The 17708-nt window shown below is 61.3% G+C and carries 15 protein-coding genes; 6 read left to right on the plus strand and 9 right to left on the minus strand.

The annotated features are described in order from the left end of the window. Positions 1-12: 12 nt before the first annotated feature. The 7 genes from C1924_RS20225 to C1924_RS02145 all read right to left on the minus strand — a co-directional run bounded on the left by C1924_RS20225 (position 13) and on the right by C1924_RS02145 (position 6257). Complete coding sequence (locus tag C1924_RS20225) at positions 13-723, minus strand: GIY-YIG nuclease family protein (protein WP_159094732.1); 711 nt, start codon at positions 721-723, stop codon at positions 13-15. A gap of 112 nt (positions 724-835) precedes the next feature. Beyond that, complete coding sequence (locus C1924_RS02115; protein WP_108763862.1) at positions 836-1483, minus strand: Eco29kI family restriction endonuclease; 648 nt, start codon at positions 1481-1483, stop codon at positions 836-838. Next, entirely contained in the window at positions 1480-2694 is a 1215-nt protein-coding gene (locus C1924_RS02120; protein ID WP_108763863.1) for a DNA cytosine methyltransferase, read from the minus strand. Before C1924_RS02120 ends, C1924_RS02115 begins: the two co-directional genes overlap by 4 nt. Positions 2695-2754: 60 nt before the next feature. Continuing rightward, on the minus strand, positions 2755-2988 hold the full coding sequence (locus tag C1924_RS02125) for a helix-turn-helix domain-containing protein (protein ID WP_159094733.1): 234 nt from the start codon (positions 2986-2988) through the stop codon (positions 2755-2757). Positions 2989-4326: 1338 nt separating this feature from the next. Next, the gene (locus C1924_RS02135; protein WP_108763866.1) at positions 4327-5118 is read right to left on the minus strand and encodes a hypothetical protein; all 792 of its coding nucleotides are present in this window, start codon (positions 5116-5118) and stop codon (positions 4327-4329) included. Between the two features lie 63 nt (positions 5119-5181). Continuing rightward, positions 5182-5553 (minus strand): hypothetical protein, encoded by a 372-nt coding sequence (locus C1924_RS02140; RefSeq protein WP_108763867.1) that lies wholly within the window; start codon positions 5551-5553, stop codon positions 5182-5184. Positions 5554-6041: 488 nt separating this feature from the next. Then, positions 6042-6257 (minus strand): hypothetical protein, encoded by a 216-nt coding sequence (locus tag C1924_RS02145; protein WP_174208927.1) that lies wholly within the window; start codon positions 6255-6257, stop codon positions 6042-6044. A 285-nt stretch (positions 6258-6542) separates the two neighbouring features. On the opposite strand from C1924_RS02145, the gene C1924_RS02150 reads away from it, so the two are divergent. From C1924_RS02150 to C1924_RS02160, 3 genes are read left to right on the plus strand one after another with little or no spacing between them, the layout of a single operon-like run. After that, complete coding sequence (locus C1924_RS02150) at positions 6543-7853, plus strand: hypothetical protein (RefSeq protein ID WP_108763869.1); 1311 nt, start codon at positions 6543-6545, stop codon at positions 7851-7853. Next, positions 7850-9871: a hypothetical protein gene (locus C1924_RS02155; protein ID WP_159094735.1), complete on the plus strand. Its 2022-nt coding sequence runs from the start codon at positions 7850-7852 to the stop codon at positions 9869-9871. Before C1924_RS02150 ends, C1924_RS02155 begins: the two co-directional genes overlap by 4 nt. After that, on the plus strand, positions 9868-12492 hold the full coding sequence (locus tag C1924_RS02160) for a DEAD/DEAH box helicase (protein ID WP_159094736.1): 2625 nt from the start codon (positions 9868-9870) through the stop codon (positions 12490-12492). Before C1924_RS02155 ends, C1924_RS02160 begins: the two co-directional genes overlap by 4 nt. Before the next feature lie 158 nt (positions 12493-12650). Here C1924_RS02160 and C1924_RS02165 read toward each other — a convergent pair whose 3' ends face one another. Together C1924_RS02165 and C1924_RS02175 are read right to left on the minus strand one after the other, a co-directional pair. Next, positions 12651-12866 carry a hypothetical protein gene (locus tag C1924_RS02165; protein WP_174208928.1) on the minus strand — a complete coding sequence of 72 codons (216 nt, stop codon included), beginning with the start codon at positions 12864-12866 and terminating at the stop codon, positions 12651-12653. Between the two features lie 183 nt (positions 12867-13049). Next, entirely contained in the window at positions 13050-14063 is a 1014-nt protein-coding gene (locus tag C1924_RS02175; protein ID WP_159094737.1) for a hypothetical protein, read from the minus strand. Positions 14064-14506: 443 nt separating this feature from the next. Between C1924_RS02175 and C1924_RS02180 the strand changes: the two genes are divergently transcribed. From C1924_RS02180 to C1924_RS02190, 3 genes are read left to right on the plus strand one after another with little or no spacing between them, the layout of a single operon-like run. Further along, entirely contained in the window at positions 14507-16351 is a 1845-nt protein-coding gene (locus C1924_RS02180; RefSeq protein WP_254051255.1) for a PAAR domain-containing protein, read from the plus strand. Beyond that, positions 16348-17022: a GAD-like domain-containing protein gene (locus C1924_RS02185; RefSeq protein ID WP_254051199.1), complete on the plus strand. Its 675-nt coding sequence runs from the start codon at positions 16348-16350 to the stop codon at positions 17020-17022. Before C1924_RS02180 ends, C1924_RS02185 begins: the two co-directional genes overlap by 4 nt. Positions 17023-17027: 5 nt before the next feature. Beyond that, on the plus strand, positions 17028-17708 hold the full coding sequence (locus C1924_RS02190; protein ID WP_108766940.1) for a GAD-like domain-containing protein: 681 nt from the start codon (positions 17028-17030) through the stop codon (positions 17706-17708).

The raw sequence follows: 17708 nt of genomic DNA on the forward strand, positions 1-17708 counted from the left end.
TGAAAGGCCCGCCTAGGAGGCGGGCCTTTTTTTACTTGTATATTTTATAACTGTTCCATGCGCATATTCCCTCTTCTCTCTATAGACAATTACATATCCAGGCAAAGCTGTGATCTGCCATTTGGCGCCGAGAGAGCGGGAGATTTTAAGAAGTGCGGAGCCGACTGACTCGTTCTTGTTGAATTGCGGTGCTGCACAATTGGCTAAATCTGCGTGAGGCGCCTTCTTTCTGTTGGTCTCAAATCTAATTAAGTATGGTGTATTTTTCTTCAGGATAATCAAGGCATCAGCAATCGTTTTGGACTCAATCAATGCCTCGCCGACAGACCAATCAAGGTCAATAGGATAGAGTGAATCAAAGTGAGATTCTTTGACTCCAGATGTGTCTCTTTGACGTCCCGGGTCGTTTGATCCAAACCCGCTTGTGTTCCAAAATGCGGGTGTTTTTTGCTTTTTATAGTAAGCAATCAGTGATGACTCTAGATCCATCGCTGAATAGACGTAGACGCGAAGAGATAAAAACTTGACATCCTTTTTTTCGATATTTTTTCGCGAGCTTATCTTGTTTGCGTGCCTTAAAAGCCTCTTTCTGAGGCCAGCCTCTAGATCCGTCTTTCCAATGTAAGCTAGCTCTCCCTTATAGAAGAGCTGATAAACCCCTTGTCCGTCCCCACTTATGCCCATGGCGGTAATGTTGGATTCGCTCAGCGTCGCTGGCTTCATTCGCCGTAACTGGGCGACGATCTGATCGCGAAGCGCGGTCGGTAGGTCGAACTCTAATGTCGAACTATACGACAAGGGAAATTTCCTCCGTAATGAGGCTAAAAATAAACGGCTAGCTATTGTCCCCGACAAACATTTGAGACAAGCAGGCGGGCAGGGCACGGAGATATGTCTCAGCATCTTCAAACACGCGCAGCTGAGATTCAGGGCGTTCAGCAAGGCGCAACGCCCACTCTCGTCCTGGATGGAGTACATCCCACCGAGGCCTCATTCCGGCATGCCGTCCCTTGCCGGGATTGTGATTGCCAAATCCATCAATCAGCGAATTCCACACAGGAGTGAATCGAGAGATGATCAGCGACTCGCCTAGTGGAATCCAAATATCATCGACAACCAGGAATCGGCAAAAGAAGTCTTCAATGTTCAAGTTCGTCGCTGACTTGATGCTGTCCGCGTGCTCCTTGAGCCTCTTAAATAGGACTTTCCCCGGAGGCACGTCTGTGCCCGCGCCCATGCGAGCACCGGCCGGAACCGCCTTGCCGACATAGATAGGCAGCATGAACTTCCCATCATTGTTCAGGCGCGTTACCTGCGCGTAGGCCTCAAAATCACCCGTGTAATAAATTGCATAGATGCCCGCGCCATCAAACTGAGGCAGCTGGCCGAGTGGATGTACTTCCTTAGTCAGCAATGCCTCAGCAACACTAGCGCCAAGGTTCTTCTTATCCAAAGGATTGAACGGAATTACTTTGGCAGTCATGCGCGCTTCTTTTTCGTCGATGCTTCATTCTTGGCGATTTGCGACAGGCCCGCAATCGCTAGCTGCTCGGCAACACTCGCGGCCACCCTCTGGCCCAGCAGTACTGGAACGGCATTGCCAAGCTGTCGCATGGTTTCAGACCAGCTTCCATGGAACTGGAAGCCATCCGGGAAAGTTTGGATTCGAGCACTCTCGCGAATCGTGAAGTACCGAACCGAACCGTCGTCCTTCACCAGCATGTTTTCACCGCCGGGCACACCGTGACCGCCAGCCTTAAGCGTTTTAGCCGGCAGATCTAGGGGGCTGCCGGTATGGCCGGGGTACGCGCGCGCGCCTGCTTGATAGATATGGTTGGCGAATTTCTTGGCGTCACGGCTCTCCGGATCGGGCAAGCCTTGTAGAGCATCCCGAACCGTTCGCCACGCTTGGGTCGGCAACATCGTGCGGAACTGCTGCAGCTTGGCCACCCGAGCTGCAAGTTTTGGCGGAGTTTTAGGCTGACGTATGCCGTGGCGCTTCCAGTAGACGCCCGTCACCCACTGGTCGTGCAAGAGTGCGTCGTAGCTGTGAGTCTCAGACGGGAACGACCATTCCACACCCAGATCGTCTCTGAAGCCCACGAGGAAGACGCGTTCGCGCTTCTGGGGGACGCCAAAGTTCGCTGCGTTTACCAGCGTAGGAATCACGTTGTACGTGTTGCCCTTACCTTTGCGCTTGCCCGATGTCTTCTCAACCTGGAGGCGCGCCAGATGATCGGACCAATCTTCGTCCTTCCGAGGCGGAACGTCAGGGAACTCCAACTGCAACTGAATGTAATAGAAGTAATTCGCAAACTTCGCGCGCGTGAGGCCTTTGACGTTCTCTACGATGAAAGCCTTGGGCCGCAACTGCCGAATGATGTCCACAGTAGCCGGGAACATGTCACGGCCGTCTTCGTGGGCCTTGTGCTTGCCGCCAATGGAAAACGGCTGGCAGGGCGGACCGCCTGCCAGTAGCTCGATATCCTGGGGAACCGAGGACCAGTCAAAGGATCGAACGTCACCTTCGTGGAGTGTCCAGTCTCGGACGAGAGGGTAGTCGCGGCGCTGATTCTCCCGAACGGTATCGCACGCCCATTTATCCCATTCGACCACGGCCAGGTGCTCGAAACCGGCAATTTCGCAACCCATGGCCAGACCGCCGGCACCTGCGAAAAGCTCAACCGATCTCATTCCAGTACTCCAATAAATTCTGATTAGGCAAGCGCTTAGCTCGCATTGGTATCGACGTGATCAAGCTTCTTCCGAGGCAAAGGCTGAGGCTGCTGGACTCAAAGAGATTTCCATCCCCAACGCAGCAAGCACCGCGATTAGCTTTCGGCTCCCCAGCTCAGGAAGGTGCCCTCTCTCGAATCGAGAGAGCAGCTCGGCCGTGACGCCGCTCGTTCTAGCAACGTCAATCTGCTTCAGGCCCAGCTGCTTGCGTCTTGCTGCCACTTGGCAGCCCAGTTCTTGAAGGGTGATCACGTACCGGTGTCCGGCTCCGACATGCCGCAATTATTGATCTATACGTCAAGTGAGGCAAGCAAAATCCAGACGCGTAGCATCCGTTTCCCCTGTCTCAAGAAGTGAGACAAGCAGGCTAGATCCAAGAACATTGCGAGCGGTGCCAGGCGAGGGATTCAGCGCTAGCCACCATGTCTGCAGAGATCGGTGATGTCAGCGCTGAACCGTCCAGATCACCGTAGGTTGATTGGCGCAGTGCCGGCGCGACCGCAATCCTCCGAGAGTCAGGATCGACCGCCACCAAGTACAAGTCAAAGAGAGTATGGATGTCCGCACGCAGGAGCAATCCATTGCTCACGGCATTGCTTGCTTGTCCGAGGTAGGGATGGATGTGAGCCGCCTCCAGCGCGTCAACGACGTCACAGCCGCTCATCGCGCAATGCCCTCCGTACGCCTTTAGAAGGCTAGTCCGAAATGCTGGTTGGCCGCGACGGCGGACAATGGCAGCTAGAACCCTTTGCCGCTCATCAACGACGTCCGAAGGCGAAAAGCTACCAGAAGCAACGGCAGACTCGGCCTCCCGCTCCAAGAGATGCCTCGTTGGGCCTGACACCAAGCTGGGAGTGGCAGTCGACTGGGTAAGTAGCCTGGCCAAGATGGCCTCGACCCTGGTGCCGACGTTCGCCGCTGGTCGCAATCCGGGAAGCCACTCCTCACCAGCCTGTTCCAGAACGTGGGAAATGTTCTGCATTCGGTACTCCCACGCCTTAGGCGTACGTCCGTGCAGGGCGGCTAAATCCCTGTACGTGTTTGCCTTCTCAACTCTAGAGCCACTAGCCAGCTGAACTTCCATTCGACGATAGGCCGCAACGGCGGCCGCGAGCTCGTCCTCTGTCCATTCGTTCACAGCCCAGCCCCCCCATCGGCCGCCCGGCGCGCCGTTCCCAGAGGAGTATGCAATACACGACACTAACTGTCGCAAATGGCCTTGTAGGAGCCTCGGACGGCCGTCTAGGCCCAGCGAACGAGATATGCTCCACGCTCCTGGGCCGGCGAGAGCCGGCAGATGGTAGCCACCGATGGGCACTTTGTACGAATGCGCTTGGAGTCGACCTCTTCGGCCCTCAAGCAATAACTGGCGACGCTGCAGGGCAGCAGTGCTGCGCACACCACGGCCCTGCCACGGGGAAAGAGGCTGGGGCGCGTGTTAGACGAGTGCTCTATTCCCGACAGATAAGCCGAGACGCAGGCGGACGCGGTTGCAGGGCGAACGTTGCATGAGGTTCATCTATCAACCTGCAATGCGACACATGGGCAATCATCTTGATCAGGGCGGCGCACCTATGGTGAGCCGAAGCCTCAGCGCCCTACTTCATACCGCTGCATAGCCATGCCCACCGCCCCCTCCAGCCGCTTCCAATCCACCAGCATCACCCGCGCATAGTGCATCTCCACCGCGATCCCTCGTTCCACATCCACCCAGGAATGCCGGCACATCGCAATGCGGTCCCCATTTGAACGCACCAGCGTCCACCGTTCCATCAGCAACCCATCCGGCATGTACTCGGAAGGGTCGCAACTGATGAACGTCATCACCCGCCCATCCCCGGCGCGCGCCACATACCAATCGGGTTCCAACTCCCGCCCCGCACCAGCCCCCCGCGACCGATCAACCGCATACGGCGTCAGCCCCAGACGAGGCACCATCGCTACACGCTCAGCCAGGCTCTGCGCCGAGCCGCGTCCGATGTGCTGCGCCAGATAATCCGCAGTTCGCGCATGCCCCAGGTACCGGAGCTCAACTGAAACCTGTCGGTACCCATCCTCCTCTGTGCGAAGAGGGTAATCGCCCGGAGGCGCCGCATCGAAATCGGGCCACATCAATGTCAACACCACCACCCCGCCGGTAAGCGCGGCGATCTGGTTGTAGTAAAGATTGGCCGGAAACGCGAATCGGTGGCGGCCTACACTGGCCTCGACCGGCTCCACCGTGTATGTACGGCCTTCCACCATGCGCGTGGTGGTGCGGCCCTTCAACACGGGGTTGAGGTCTTCATCGTTGCCCTTGAACGGTGCCCGCGTGCAGGCGGTGGCGGCCAGTACGGCCGCCATCGCAACGCAGGCGTACCGATGAAGCGGCGCGCTGCTCATCCGAATATCCTCGCTGGACCGAAGAGACGCGGCGGGCCAAGAGCCCGCAATGGAATGCAGGCCTTACGACTGCCCCTGCACCCGCTCACTCGCCATCAACGTCAGCGACAACACCGCCTGCAGCAGCCCCTCCATCTGCCGCTCGCCCAGGTATTCCTGCGGGCCGCTATTCTGCCGCGTGCGCTCGCAGGCCAGGGCCATTTCCGCCACCGATCGCAGGCCGACGAGCGCGCAATCGGCGTCGGCCAACTGCAGGCGGCGGCCGGGGCGAAGGTTGCGATCGGGCCAGGGTTGCCCATTGGAGGCCGCGCCCGCGCCAATGCGTTTCAGCGTGGCGACAAACCCGTTGGGATCGGGCGTGTACTCTTCATCATCGCGATCGGTATTGGCCGAATCATGCTGGATCTTCAAACCGGGGAGTTTCGTTGCGCTCATGGCAGTGCTCCGTGCAGGAAAACAGCAGAGCCACCCATAAGGGTGGCGGACGATGCGTGGATCGAAAACCGGTCAGTAGCCAATCCGGCGGGCCCGAAGACCCCCACGCACCGCCCGCCATATAAGAACGCGAACGGAAGATCAGCCGACGCCACCCGAAGGTGACGCCGGCTGACCAGCGCTAACACACCGGCTACTGAACGGGTTTTCGACGCCCGCGCCACCCATGTCAGGTGGCATGCCCAGATGTACTCGCACCAAAGCGAGATGCCAAGAAACCGTAGCCCTGCGAGGCTGCAAGTGTTGACGCTTACGGCATTGTTGCACGCGCGGCGCAGCGCGAATGCTTTGCGGTGCAATGGTTTCGGCCGTTGTTAAGCTGCGCCGCTGTTGCACCTGCAAATGCACCGTTTACAAGGAATTGCAGATCCAAAAACGACAGCACGTTGAGAGCCCCTCCGGCGGTATCGGGTCGATTGCGACACTGGTTAGCTATGCAGCGCCAACCCCGGCATCGGCCAGAGGAATGGCGTGCGGGGCAGGTCGTAGTCGTTGCCGAAAGCCATCGCCGCCTCGTGCGGTTCCAGATCTGCGTAGCAGTTGAGCAGGTACTCATCCATGCCCGCATCGCGGCGGTCCACGGCAAAGAGGCCCAGCAGGGCCTCGTCAAAGTCTTCCAGCCACTCAGCGTCGATCTTGGTCATGGCCATCCTCCTGGGGGCCGGGGATGATGACGCTCGGGTGTCTCACGGGATGGGACGGCGAGCAGCTCCGCCATGGGTACGATCCCGGCCAATCTCAGGACATGAAATCGACACCTTGTACGCTCGCGCTGCAGAGAACGCGCCAGTCCACCGGGCCGAATTCAAACGCAACATTGCTCAAGAATTCCCATGACGGGCCGATCACGTGCTGCACCCATACGCATGGCGTGTGGGGCGTTCCATTCCATTGCTTACGTACCCACCACAACATCTGAAGGAACCTGCATGACAGGAAGTCAGTGGGGCCTGCTGGCCCCGGAAACGCTGCCCGGCACCCGCCGTACACGCACACTGGGTCTGGGCCGTTCCGTACGACAGTTCAACGAACTGGCGGTTCCGGGCCTGGGTGGGGTTCAGTACGCCAAGCAGGTGCTGTTTGTGGCGCTGAGCATGGCGGTGGCCAAGCGAGTCGAGAACCCGGGCGTCCAGGTCACTCATATCGAGGTCGCCAACGCGATCGAAGCCGTGGCCTGCATCATCGGCTACGACGATACGAACTGGGAGTCGAGCATCCGCATGCGTGGGCGCAACAAGCTGCCTCGCCGTGGTCCGGCGCCCGAGTACCGGGTGGCCTGCAAGCGCAGCTTCCATGTGTCCCAGCCCATGCGCATGTCTACGGCACAGGCCCTTCCCTCGTTGGGGCTGGTTGATACCCAGAGCGCGCGCTTCAACGCTTTCGAGTGCAATGACAACCTCGACGCGTTTGTCTCCAACTGTCTCGGCAATCTGATGGCCGGCAATACGACCGTGCTCAAGCATCTCAGCAGCTGGGTGGAAGGCAAGCAGCTGAAGTGGGGAAGTGCAGGGCTGATCGAAGCGCTGCACCCGCTGCGGCCGCTGCGGTCCCCGGCGCGTGCCTGGTTGAAGAATGCCTTGCTGCAGGGCACTGCACTCAGCCCGGAACTGCGCGAACGCCGCCAGCGGGCCTGGCAATGGGTTGCGCGCTTGCACAGTGAACCGGCGACTGTCGAGTCGCTGGATCAGCCATCGCCGCCGAAAGAACTGGATCCGCAGCATTGGCATGATCTGCGCGCTGGCGCGCAGCTGGTGGTTGTGCGGGATGCGGCCATTGCGGTGTTGGACGCAGTGGAACGCGTGATTGAAGCCCGCAAGAGTCGCTCGCTGCCGCTGTCGGAGCAGCTGCCGGAGCCTGTGCGGGCTGCGCTGGCCGCGTTAGCCGGCCACGCTGAGGCCTTCCTGGCGTTGAAGCATCACGACGCGGAGGCCAACCGCTTCTGCGCCGAGTGCGTCTCCGGCGACGCCGAAGCGCTGCGTCACCTGCTGCTGCGTGATGACCAGGTGCTGCGCCTGGTGGATGGCTGTGCACGTCCGGGTGCGGCCTATACCGGGCAGCCACCGACGGCAGCGGTGGTCGCAGAAGATGACGGCGACCAGGAAGACACGCTGGGGGCTGCTGGGGAGCCGATACCTGTGGGCATTTCCTACCGCATCCGGAATCTGTATCGATTGCAGCGGGACCTTGAGGACGCTTCGCAGGATGTAGCTGGCCATGCCACCGAGGAGGCTGTCGCATGAGCAGCGGAAACTACACGCCTCAATCACTTGTGTCCCATTTCAGCCCGCCGAAGGGCTATGTGGGTACGTTCGGTTGGATCAGCGGTTTCTCCGCGGATTTCCGCTTCCTCAACGAAGCGGGTGACCGCTTCACCGGGCTGGGCAGCCTGCAGCGCATGCAGATGGGCGAGGTGCGCCTTGCACTGATGCTGGACCCACACCAGCCCGCATTGTTGCCAACATCGGTTCCCGGCTTGGCGCATCTGCCGCTGCGAGACCCGGGCCAGAAGCCGTTCCGCTTGATGCACGCCAAGGTAGCCGTGCTTGGCTTCCGCCACGAGCAGGATGCCGCCCGCTGGTGCGTTCGATTGGTGGTGAGCACCGGCAACTGGACCCGGCAGACCGTAGAGGACAGCCTTGATCTGGCCTGTGACCTGCAGGTGTTCAGCGAAACGCTTGGGCAGGCGGACTGCGCGCAGGAACGCGTGGACATCAAGGCCGCAACGCAGTTCCTCGCGGCACTGCGTGCCCTGTATGACACCCGCCTGCTTGATGCGGGCATACCGCTGACCGGCGGCGATGCCGCTGTGGAGCTGGACGAGTGGCTGCGGGCCTGCGGGAAGAAGGTCAACAACCCGCAGGGACTGTTGCCAAGATTCATCGACAGCCGCACCCGCCCGTTACTTACAGAGATTCTGGACGCCGTGGGCGCGCGCCAGCGTAAGCCCAGCGGCTACCTGGCGATGGGCTCGGGCTTCTACGAGGGCAGCGCCAACGGAACGAGTGATGGAAATGCGCGACCGGTAGTTCCGGTGAAGGTCGTAAGCAGGCTGAAACAGGCCCATCTGCTGAAGGAGCGCGGCAAGGTCGAGCTGTACGTGGAACCGACAGCCTGCCAGTCCATCGCCGCTGCCGTGTACTATCTGGGCCAGCACCCGGACCACGCCATTGCCGTGCATGCCGCTGTGCCGAATGTTGCTCTGTACGGCGAGAGAAGCGCGCGGACGCTGCATGCGAAGTTCATCTTCGCTGCCAACCGGAGCGAGCAGACCGGTGCCTGCAACAATGCCTGGCTCTATATGGGCTCGGGCAATTTCACCGACGCGGGCATGCTGCAGAAGATGTCGGCGGGGGGCGGCAACCTGGAAGCCGGCATGGTGCTGTTCCCCGACGATCTGTACTGGCGGGGCAATTCCAAGGACCCTGCGCTGCTGTCCAATCGCTTGCCGGTGGGTGGGCCCCTGTTGGACGCTGATGCGCCAGGGCTTTCTGCCGGTGAGCCTTGGCAGCCGCCGACCGGCCAGAACGACGCGGCACCGTTGGCGTTCCTCCATTGGCGGGAGGAGGGCATCCTGGCGCCTTCAGCAAAGGGTGAAGATGCGCAACCGTTGCCGGACGGCGTTGATGTACTGGACGAATCGGGCGAGGCCTGTGCACACGTTGCGGGCGGCTATGCCTGGCCTGGAACGGCGCCCCGCATGGTGCGGCTGCGCTGGCAGCGCGATGGTGAGCAACGTGAAGCGTGGGTGCCGGTGATCGACGCGTTTGGTCGTGTGGCGGCAACGCCGCTGGGCGTCATGGAGCTTGCTGATGTAGAGCAGCAGCTGATGTCTTTCCCGGGCGTGCCTGAACCGGAAGGCGATGTCTCCGAGTATGAGGATAACGAGGATGGGCCGGGTGGCCCTCCGGGAAGCACCCGTGCCGCCCAGCGGGCTGTGTCACAGGGTGCCGCCATCCGGCAGATGATGGGCATGGTGGAACGCATCGCATCGCGTCAGGTGGACATTGCGGCTACCGACTGGGCGAGGTGGTGCGTGCGTTTGGAACAGACCTTGTGCCAGGCCCAGGAGAGCGAGGCGGTCAACGCGTTCGTCGCGATGGGGATCAACCCGCTGTCGCCCCTGCGTGCGGCGCCGTTCCGGCCCCCATATGCGGAAGACGGCACCGTGGAGCCGGGTATGCGCTATGAGGCCATGCTGGACCGCGTGGAGCAGGCATGGAGAACCCAGGGATTGGCAGCAGTGGAGGGCGTGGCATGACGCTGGCGTTGGACTGGACTGAGGTGGCCGCGCAGGCCAGGGCGCTGCTGGGCAGCCCGCTGGTGGAGGCAGAGGCGGGACTGCAGTTGAACCAGGGGCAGCGTGACAGCCTGCTGGCGCTGTGCGAGCGGCTATCGCGCAATGGCGTGATCCTGGCCGACGAAGTTGGCATGGGAAAGACGCGCATAGCAGTGGCATTGGCGCTCTGCGCAACACGTGCGGGCGGCCGGGTGGCCATCGTTGCGCCCCCGGGCCTGGGCGGACAGTGGCAGCGCGAGCTGCTGCGTGCGAAGCTGCAGACGCCCGAACTGCTACGCACGCACGCGCAGTACCTGCGGGCATGGTCGCAGGATGCGCCGTCCAAGCCATGGTTCGATGAGCCCATCGTGCTGCTGTCGCATGGTTTCAACCGCTGGGCATCGGGGCCTCTTCCTGACTGGCGCTGGTCACTTCTGCCGGAAGTACTAGCCCAGTACCAGCGGGACGTGCTGGGCGAACGCCTGCCCTCCGGCTACAACGTCAGCGACACGCTTGATGATCCGGAAACCCATGCGGCGGGTGCCTCCATCGCCGGCTACATCGGGCGCCTGCCGAAGCGTTCGCTGGGGCGGACAACGCTCGATGCAATCAGGGAGTCGATTCCCGTGTGGAAGCGTTCGGCCGAGGCGGAGCAGTACCACGCACGCGGCGCGCTGCGCCCTCAACTGGACCGCGTCACTGGGCTGGGGCTGGGTGTGTTCGATCTGGTCATCATCGATGAGGCGCATAAGAGCCGCGGCGACGACAGCCTGTTGAGCACGCTGTTGAACGATGTGCTGGTAGAGAATGCAGGCGCTCGACGCGTTGCCATGAGCGCAACACCGGTTGAGCTGGATGCTGGGCAATGGCAGCAGAGTCTGCGCCGCATTCACGTTCACCAGGCAACGCTGCCTGCCACGATCGACGCGTATGTAAAGGGCGTGGAGGACCTGCGCCGATCACCGTGCGACGCACAGGTGGAAGCTGCCTATGTGGCGGCAGCCGCGCGCTACAAGGACGCACTGGACCCGTATCTACTGCGGCGTGACAAGCGGGAGGACGACGCCGTGCGCCGGTTCGTTGCGCAGACGGGGCTGCCTACCAACGGCTATCGCGATGTGGATACGCTGCCGGTGCGGTTGCAGTCGATGACAACGGGCTGGCGGCAGGCTGTGTGTGCCGCTGAGGCGCTTTCGTTCGTCAGCCGTATGAGCGAGGACAGCGCTGGAAAACGCCAACGGTTGACGATGGGTAACGGCCACGGCATCGCACGTTTGATCGACGAGACGCTGGATACGGAGCATCAGCAGCAGGGTGGCGCGGCTGATGCTGCGGCTGATACGGGCAAAGACAAGCGGACGCAGCGGGCCGGCTGGTGGAAGGCTGCAATGGGGCGGGTGATTCGCTCTGAACACCCGGACGAGGACGTGCTGTATCGGCACCCTGCAATCACCGAAGCAATCACATTCATCGAGACCATGGCCTCGGATGAGAAGGTGCTGGTGTTCGCACGCTATCGTGACCCGATGCAGGCGCTGACCCGGCTGCTCAATGCACGCGCGATGCTGCGCGCGGTGAAGCAGGGCCATCCGTGGCCGCAACGCGTGGTACAGGAGGATGAAGCGGCTGCGGTGCGCGTGGCGCACCGGCAGTTGTACGGGCAGGAGGTGGATCTGGTTGCCCTGGACGAGGCGCTGCGGGACGGCTATCGCGAGCTGGAGAACAGCCGCCAGCGCTTCCGCAATGGGCTGCTGGCGAAACTGCGCGACGGCATTGCGCAGCTGGAGGGCAGGCAGCGCACCCGCTATGGTGAGTTGCTGGCGGTTCTGCAGGCGTCGGCGACGACCGCCCACGACGGAACCACCGGAGGGTTGGCGATCGTCGCGCGCGCGCTGTCCGACCACTTGGGCGAGGCCGCTGAATCGGGCACGCCATCGGAGATTACGGCCAGTCTGATGGAGCTGGTGCAGGCAGCGGCCAATCTGGATACCGCGACCGATGATGCCGACGACGCAATAGTAGAAGACGATGTGCACGTGGGTGCGCAGCAGTCACATGAGTGGGAGGCGGTACTGGCGCGGCTGGACAGCGACTACTCGCATGCCGGTGGGCGCTTCGCACGCCAGCTGCACGGCGGCATGGAACCAAGTACCCGCCGACTGCTGCAGCTTGCCTTCAACCGGCCCCATGCCTTCCCACGCGTTCTGGTGGCCCAGTCCATGGTCGGCCGTGAAGGCCTGAACCTGCACGAGGCATGCCGAACCGTCGTTCTGCTGCATCTGGAATGGAATCCGGCGGTGGTGGAGCAGCAGATCGGCCGTGTGGACCGGCTTGGCAGTCTCTGGCAGCAACGTCTGCAGGCTGCGGTGGAGGATGCGACGTTCCAGGCGGAAGTGCCGAGAATCCAAGTGCGCCAAGTGGTGTTCGAGGGCACCTATGACGAGGGTCACTGGCGTGTACTGGCACAGCGCTGGGACCAGCTGCGTGCACAGTTGCACGGCGACATCCTGCCTCGGTCCGCGGAACCGGATGCAGAGTATCTGGCGCTGACCGAGCGGGTGGCGCTTGCTGCGCCCAGGTTCTCCCCGACGGTGGTGGACTGAGGGCGTGCTACGCATTTCAGGCAGATGGCCCGCAATGAGCTCGAAATGGAGATGAGCGACCTGCGCTTGCTGGCTGCGAATGATCCAACGTCCTGGTGGCTCGTTGTGTTGTAGGTGTTCAGCAAAGCGTTGCGAGGACAGCCTCGAACGCCTTTCGCTTAGCCGCGCGACGTGATTCCCGGTCGCGGCCATAGCGCATCGTCGCGTTCCAGATCGTAGTCACTCCCAAAGGCCAGCGCCGCATCGCGCGGCGCCAGGTCTGCATACAGGCGCAGCAACTGCTCATCCATGCCTGCATCGCAGTGGTCGATACCGAACAGGTAGCGCAGTTCAGAGTCGAAGGCGTGCAGCCAGGTGGGATCTATCGGGGTCATGGCCATCCTCATGCAAGGGCAGGGGAGGATGGCCTGGGGATGTCTCATGGGCTGGGATGCGCAGCGCCCCTGCTGGAACGGACGCACGGAGCGAGCGGATATCGAGCAAGGAGAGCACAAGGCTGATGTAGCGCAGTGGCACAACGGCAAGGAGTGGCACTACGAGAATCAAGCCGTGTAGTGTCAGGTGCCCGGTGTAATGGGAGCAGAAGATGCACCGGTGGACTTGGTCGCGGGGGCGCATGACACGAACCTCGACACGCGGTCAGTCGGAACGGTTGAAATATCCTCTGACTCGCCCTTCACTCGCACGTAGTACATGGATGACGTCGCCGCGCGCATGCTCAGCTTTTTAGTGATTTGGCTGCCTCTGTTGTTCCAATCAATCAAATCGGAAAAATCGGCCTTATCGCCTGTGACCACCAACCGCAGGCATTCCATGCCACCTGATGCGCTGCTGGAGATCGCTCGCCCCGCCAACCAGCCACCGCTTGCAGGGAAGATGCAGATTGCCGAGATTACGACCAAGCTTGCATGGAAAGCCCTGGCGATGATCTTCCCTTCGTTGCTTCCCAATTCGATAAGCGCAACAAGAATGATCTGGACTGCCGCCATCGCTGTCACCGAGGCGAGTAGAACAGCAAATATAAAGAGGTAGCTCTCAGAGTCGGAGAACGGGGCGATCGCCCGTTTCATGACGGCAAGTGACAGTAACATCTGAACGAAATTAGATGCGGTTGAATACCAAATTCGATCAATCCAATGGCGATTCTTGTTGTTCTTCCCAAATAGGAAAGAACCCAAGGTAAAAACCGCCCCGGCCATCAAAATGGCCACAGGCATTCCCCATCGGTCGTGCCCAGGCAGGCGAGCCATCAGCACGATCGCAACAGCAAGTATGGCTCCCGGAAGGGTCAGCGTAACGAGCCAGCGAAGGATGTTGGGGACGCTGTAGCTCGGCCGCCTAAGTACGCGAAGGGTGCCGTCTCCCTCTGCGACAGCCTCTTCCAGCATTGCCACCAATGGCATAAGGGCCAGGGCAAACAACGCCAGAGTGATGCCGCAGATCATAACCAGCAGCGACGGCAGCCCGGAGATGACATCCGACGAAAGTATGCTGAGCGGAATGTGCTCGGCATGCAGGTAGTACGACAAGCTGAGGCTCGGCAGCGCAATGGATGCCGCAGCGAGCTTCACCGGATGCCTCTCCGCCCACGTGAATGCCTCCGCAAGCTGTTGAGCCCAAAGTGGTGGAACGACGGCTGTAGTGGGACTGGACGCCTGCTGAGTTTCGTCTGTCATGGTGCTTCCCTTCGTGCAAGGACCGAGTGTTGCCGACGCACTTAAGCGTATGGCGGCATGAACAAGATCGGCCGATTGCGAGAAATCGTTAGCGATAGGCCTACGCGTACGGTGCGGTGCGCCGGGCAACCGGCGGTTATCCGTCCTTCCAGGCGCGTCGCACTGTCGCAAACGGCTCGCCTCGGAACTCGCGCAGGGATGCTTTCTGTGGTGCCAAGCACGCATTTCCTCCGCATGCTTTAGGACTAATCGCAAAAGCAAACCCATAGCGATTCCGCGCAATCACCGCTCTCTAGCCTCCTTCTTCAGCAGCACGCGAAGGAGAGCAGATGCAGCGGATGGTAATCGTCGTCGGCGACCGCACCACCGGGGGCGGCGAGGTGCTGACCGGTGCGCCCAGCACGTTCATCAACGATATTCCCATCGCCCGCGTGGGCGACAAGGCCAGTTGCCCGAAGCACGGTGGCTTCTTCGCCATCGTTACTGGCGATGACACCTTCCTGATTGATGGCAAGCCGCTGGCGCGCGAAGGCGATTCGCTGGCGTGCGGGTGCCGGCTGATGGCCACGCGGCAGACCACGGTGTCCGTGCAGGCGGGCGGCGGTGGGGCACCACAGGCGGCCGCACCAACGGCGGCCAACGCAGTGCCGCCTGCCGGGTTCGTGCCCACCGGCACCGCTCCGCGCGCGCCTGATGCAGAACCGCCGCGCAGGCAGGACATCCTGCTGCACTACCACTACGGCGATCTCGACCGCACGCCCGTACGCGGCGTGGGCTACCGGGTGATGCTGCCCGACGATCAGGTGGTGACTGGCCAATTGGACGATGCAGGCCGCGCCCGCATCCCGCAGGTCATCGTGGGCCCGCTGCAGACGGTGCAGGTGCTGTTCCAGCCCGATGCCAGCGAAGACGACGACGCGCCCATCCTCGCGGCGCGTGCGCGGCTGCAGGCAGCCCTCGATGCGATCGTGGCGAGAACCCGCACCGACATGGCGCCGGAGTGGCAGCAATGGAATGCGGCGGGGCCAGTGAAGCGCTGGGGCCTGCAGCGCGGCAACCAGGCGCTGGGCACAGGACAGGGCGCGTGGGATTACGTGGTGGGCACGGTGGAGACCGTGGTGGATCTGGCCGTGCTGATGTACACGACCGACCGCGAGATAAAGGAATGGACGCGGCTGCTGGTGACCGGTGACCGCGAAGGGCTGGACCGGAAGATCGCCGCGATGCGCGCGGCGGGCGGCAAGGTTATGGAGGCCGCCAGCGAAGCCAAGGCGCTGTTCAACCTGCTGATTGAAGACCCGGCCATTACCCGGCAACTGCCCGCGTTTGCCCTGGCGTGGTGGGATGCCGTGCCGCCGGACGAGCAGGAGCGCCTGCAGGCGCGCTTCGGCGCGCAGATCATGCTGGATGTGGTGGTGTCCATTCTGCTGGCCGCGGTGACGGTGGAACTGGGCGGTGCCGGTGGGTTTGGCTACGCGGCCGCCAAGGCCGGGCGCACCGCCACACGCATCGGCTCGCGCCTGCTGCACCTGATGGAAGAGGTGGAAGACGCCTTCCAGGACCTGGCCAAGGCGCTACGGCACCGCAAGCGCCGGCAGGCCGATGGCAACCGGACGCCGGATGGCAACAGGACGGTGGAAACCATCCGGCTGCCCAAGCGCATGCCGCGCAAGACGCTACCGTGCTTCAGCCCACAGAAGCTGCCGGCATCCAAGTACCCGGAGATGGACCGGCAGTTGAAGGGGCAGGAGCAGGGGCTGAATGATATGAGTGTGGAGGATTACCTTGCTGCGCGGAAGGCGTTTGATCCACGGAATCGAGACAGGAGGGCCGCAGCGAGGGCGAGAAACGATTTCAAGAAGAAGCTCGAAGCTGAAAAAGCCAGAGAACTGGCGCCTTCGGTTGGGTCGATCGAAGAGGCGAGACGACTGGCTAAAGACTACGCCAATGAAACGATGAAGACGTTGAACGCGTTGCACAATCCCGACCTTGTTGCAGGTGGCGATGACACCATTGCTGATTTCGGAGATGGCGAGGTGAACCAGACTATCGGGCGGCAATGGAGACACGCTAAGAAGGGCCAGACCACCCGTATCGAGGATCTGGATGCGGCAGCCAGGCGGGTACCTGCGAGCGAGCGTCATACGACGAAAATGAATGGTGGACTGGAGCGATGCAGATGATGGATGAGGAATTCGACTACTTCTACACGCATAGCGGATTTGGGCCAGCAGTTGATTCCCGGCCCGTGGCTCAATCGACGCTTGATCACTATGAGGGAAAGGTGCCCAGCAAACTGCTGAAGTACTGGCAGGCGTATGGCTTCTCGGGCTATGGAGGTGGCCTGTTCTGGATGACTAACCCAGATGAGTATGCCGAGGCACTCAAGGCTTGGCTGCACGGCACTGAGCTTCATGGCAGAGATAACTACTACGTTATTGGTCGATCCGCATTCGGCGATTTGAGTGTTTGGGGGACAAGAACCGGGACCAGCCTGACGGTGAATTGCCCTTGGGCGATGATCTTTCCAACTGATCAGTCACGCTGGATGAGTGAGGGCAAAGAGGACTTTCTGGTCTCTACGTGGCTTGCTTTCATGGATAAAAGTGACATTGACGAGACGGACGACAGAGACATCCCCCTCTTCGACCGCGCCGTGAAACGGCTCGGCCCGCTCGCCCATGACGAGATGTACGGCTTCGTTCCCGCACTCGCCTTGGGTGGACCGTGCCGCTTGGATCACCTGCAGAGGGTCAAGGCCGCCGAGCACCTCCTGTTCCTGGCACAGCTTGGAGAGCGGAGGGTGATGGTGGATATCGTCAAAGAAGTGAAGGCGCGCGGGCTGTGGGAGTAGTAGGCGTGAGAATAGTTGATGAGGATTTCGAGTACTTCTACGCGGACAAGGGCTTTGGCCCTGCCATTGACGCCCGGCCCGTGCCTCCATCAAGGCTTAAGCATTACCGAGGAAAGGTGCCCAACAAGCTGCTGGACTACTGGCAGGCGTACGGCTTCGCAGGCTATGGCGGGGGACGATTCTGGATGACCGACCCGGACGAGTACACCGAGGCCCTCAGTGCATGGCTGTACGGGACCGAGTTCGATGGCAAAGATCACTACTCCGTCATCGGCCGCACCGCATTCGGTGATTTGACCCTTTGGGGCACGAAGAGGGGGCGGAGCCTGACCATCAATTGCCCATGGGCAATGATTTTTCCCTCGGACAAATCTCGATGGATGAATGAAGGGAAGGGAGATCACCTGATATCAATGTGGCTTGCTTTTATGAAGCTGGACGGCGTCGATCAGACAGACGACAACGGCATCCCTCTCTTCAACCGTGCCGTGACGCTGCTCGGCACGCTCGCCCACGACGAGATGTACGGCTTCGTTCCTGCACTCGCGCTGGGCGGACCGTGCCGCTTGGATCACCTGCAGAAGGTCAAGGCCGCCGAGCACCTCCTGTTCCTGGCACAGCTTGGCGAGCGCAGGGTGATGGTGGACATCGTGAAGGAGGTAAAGGCGCGCGGACTGTGGGAGTAA

This window comes from Stenotrophomonas sp. ESTM1D_MKCIP4_1 (genome assembly GCF_003086895.1).
Classification (GTDB): domain Bacteria; phylum Pseudomonadota; class Gammaproteobacteria; order Xanthomonadales; family Xanthomonadaceae; genus Stenotrophomonas.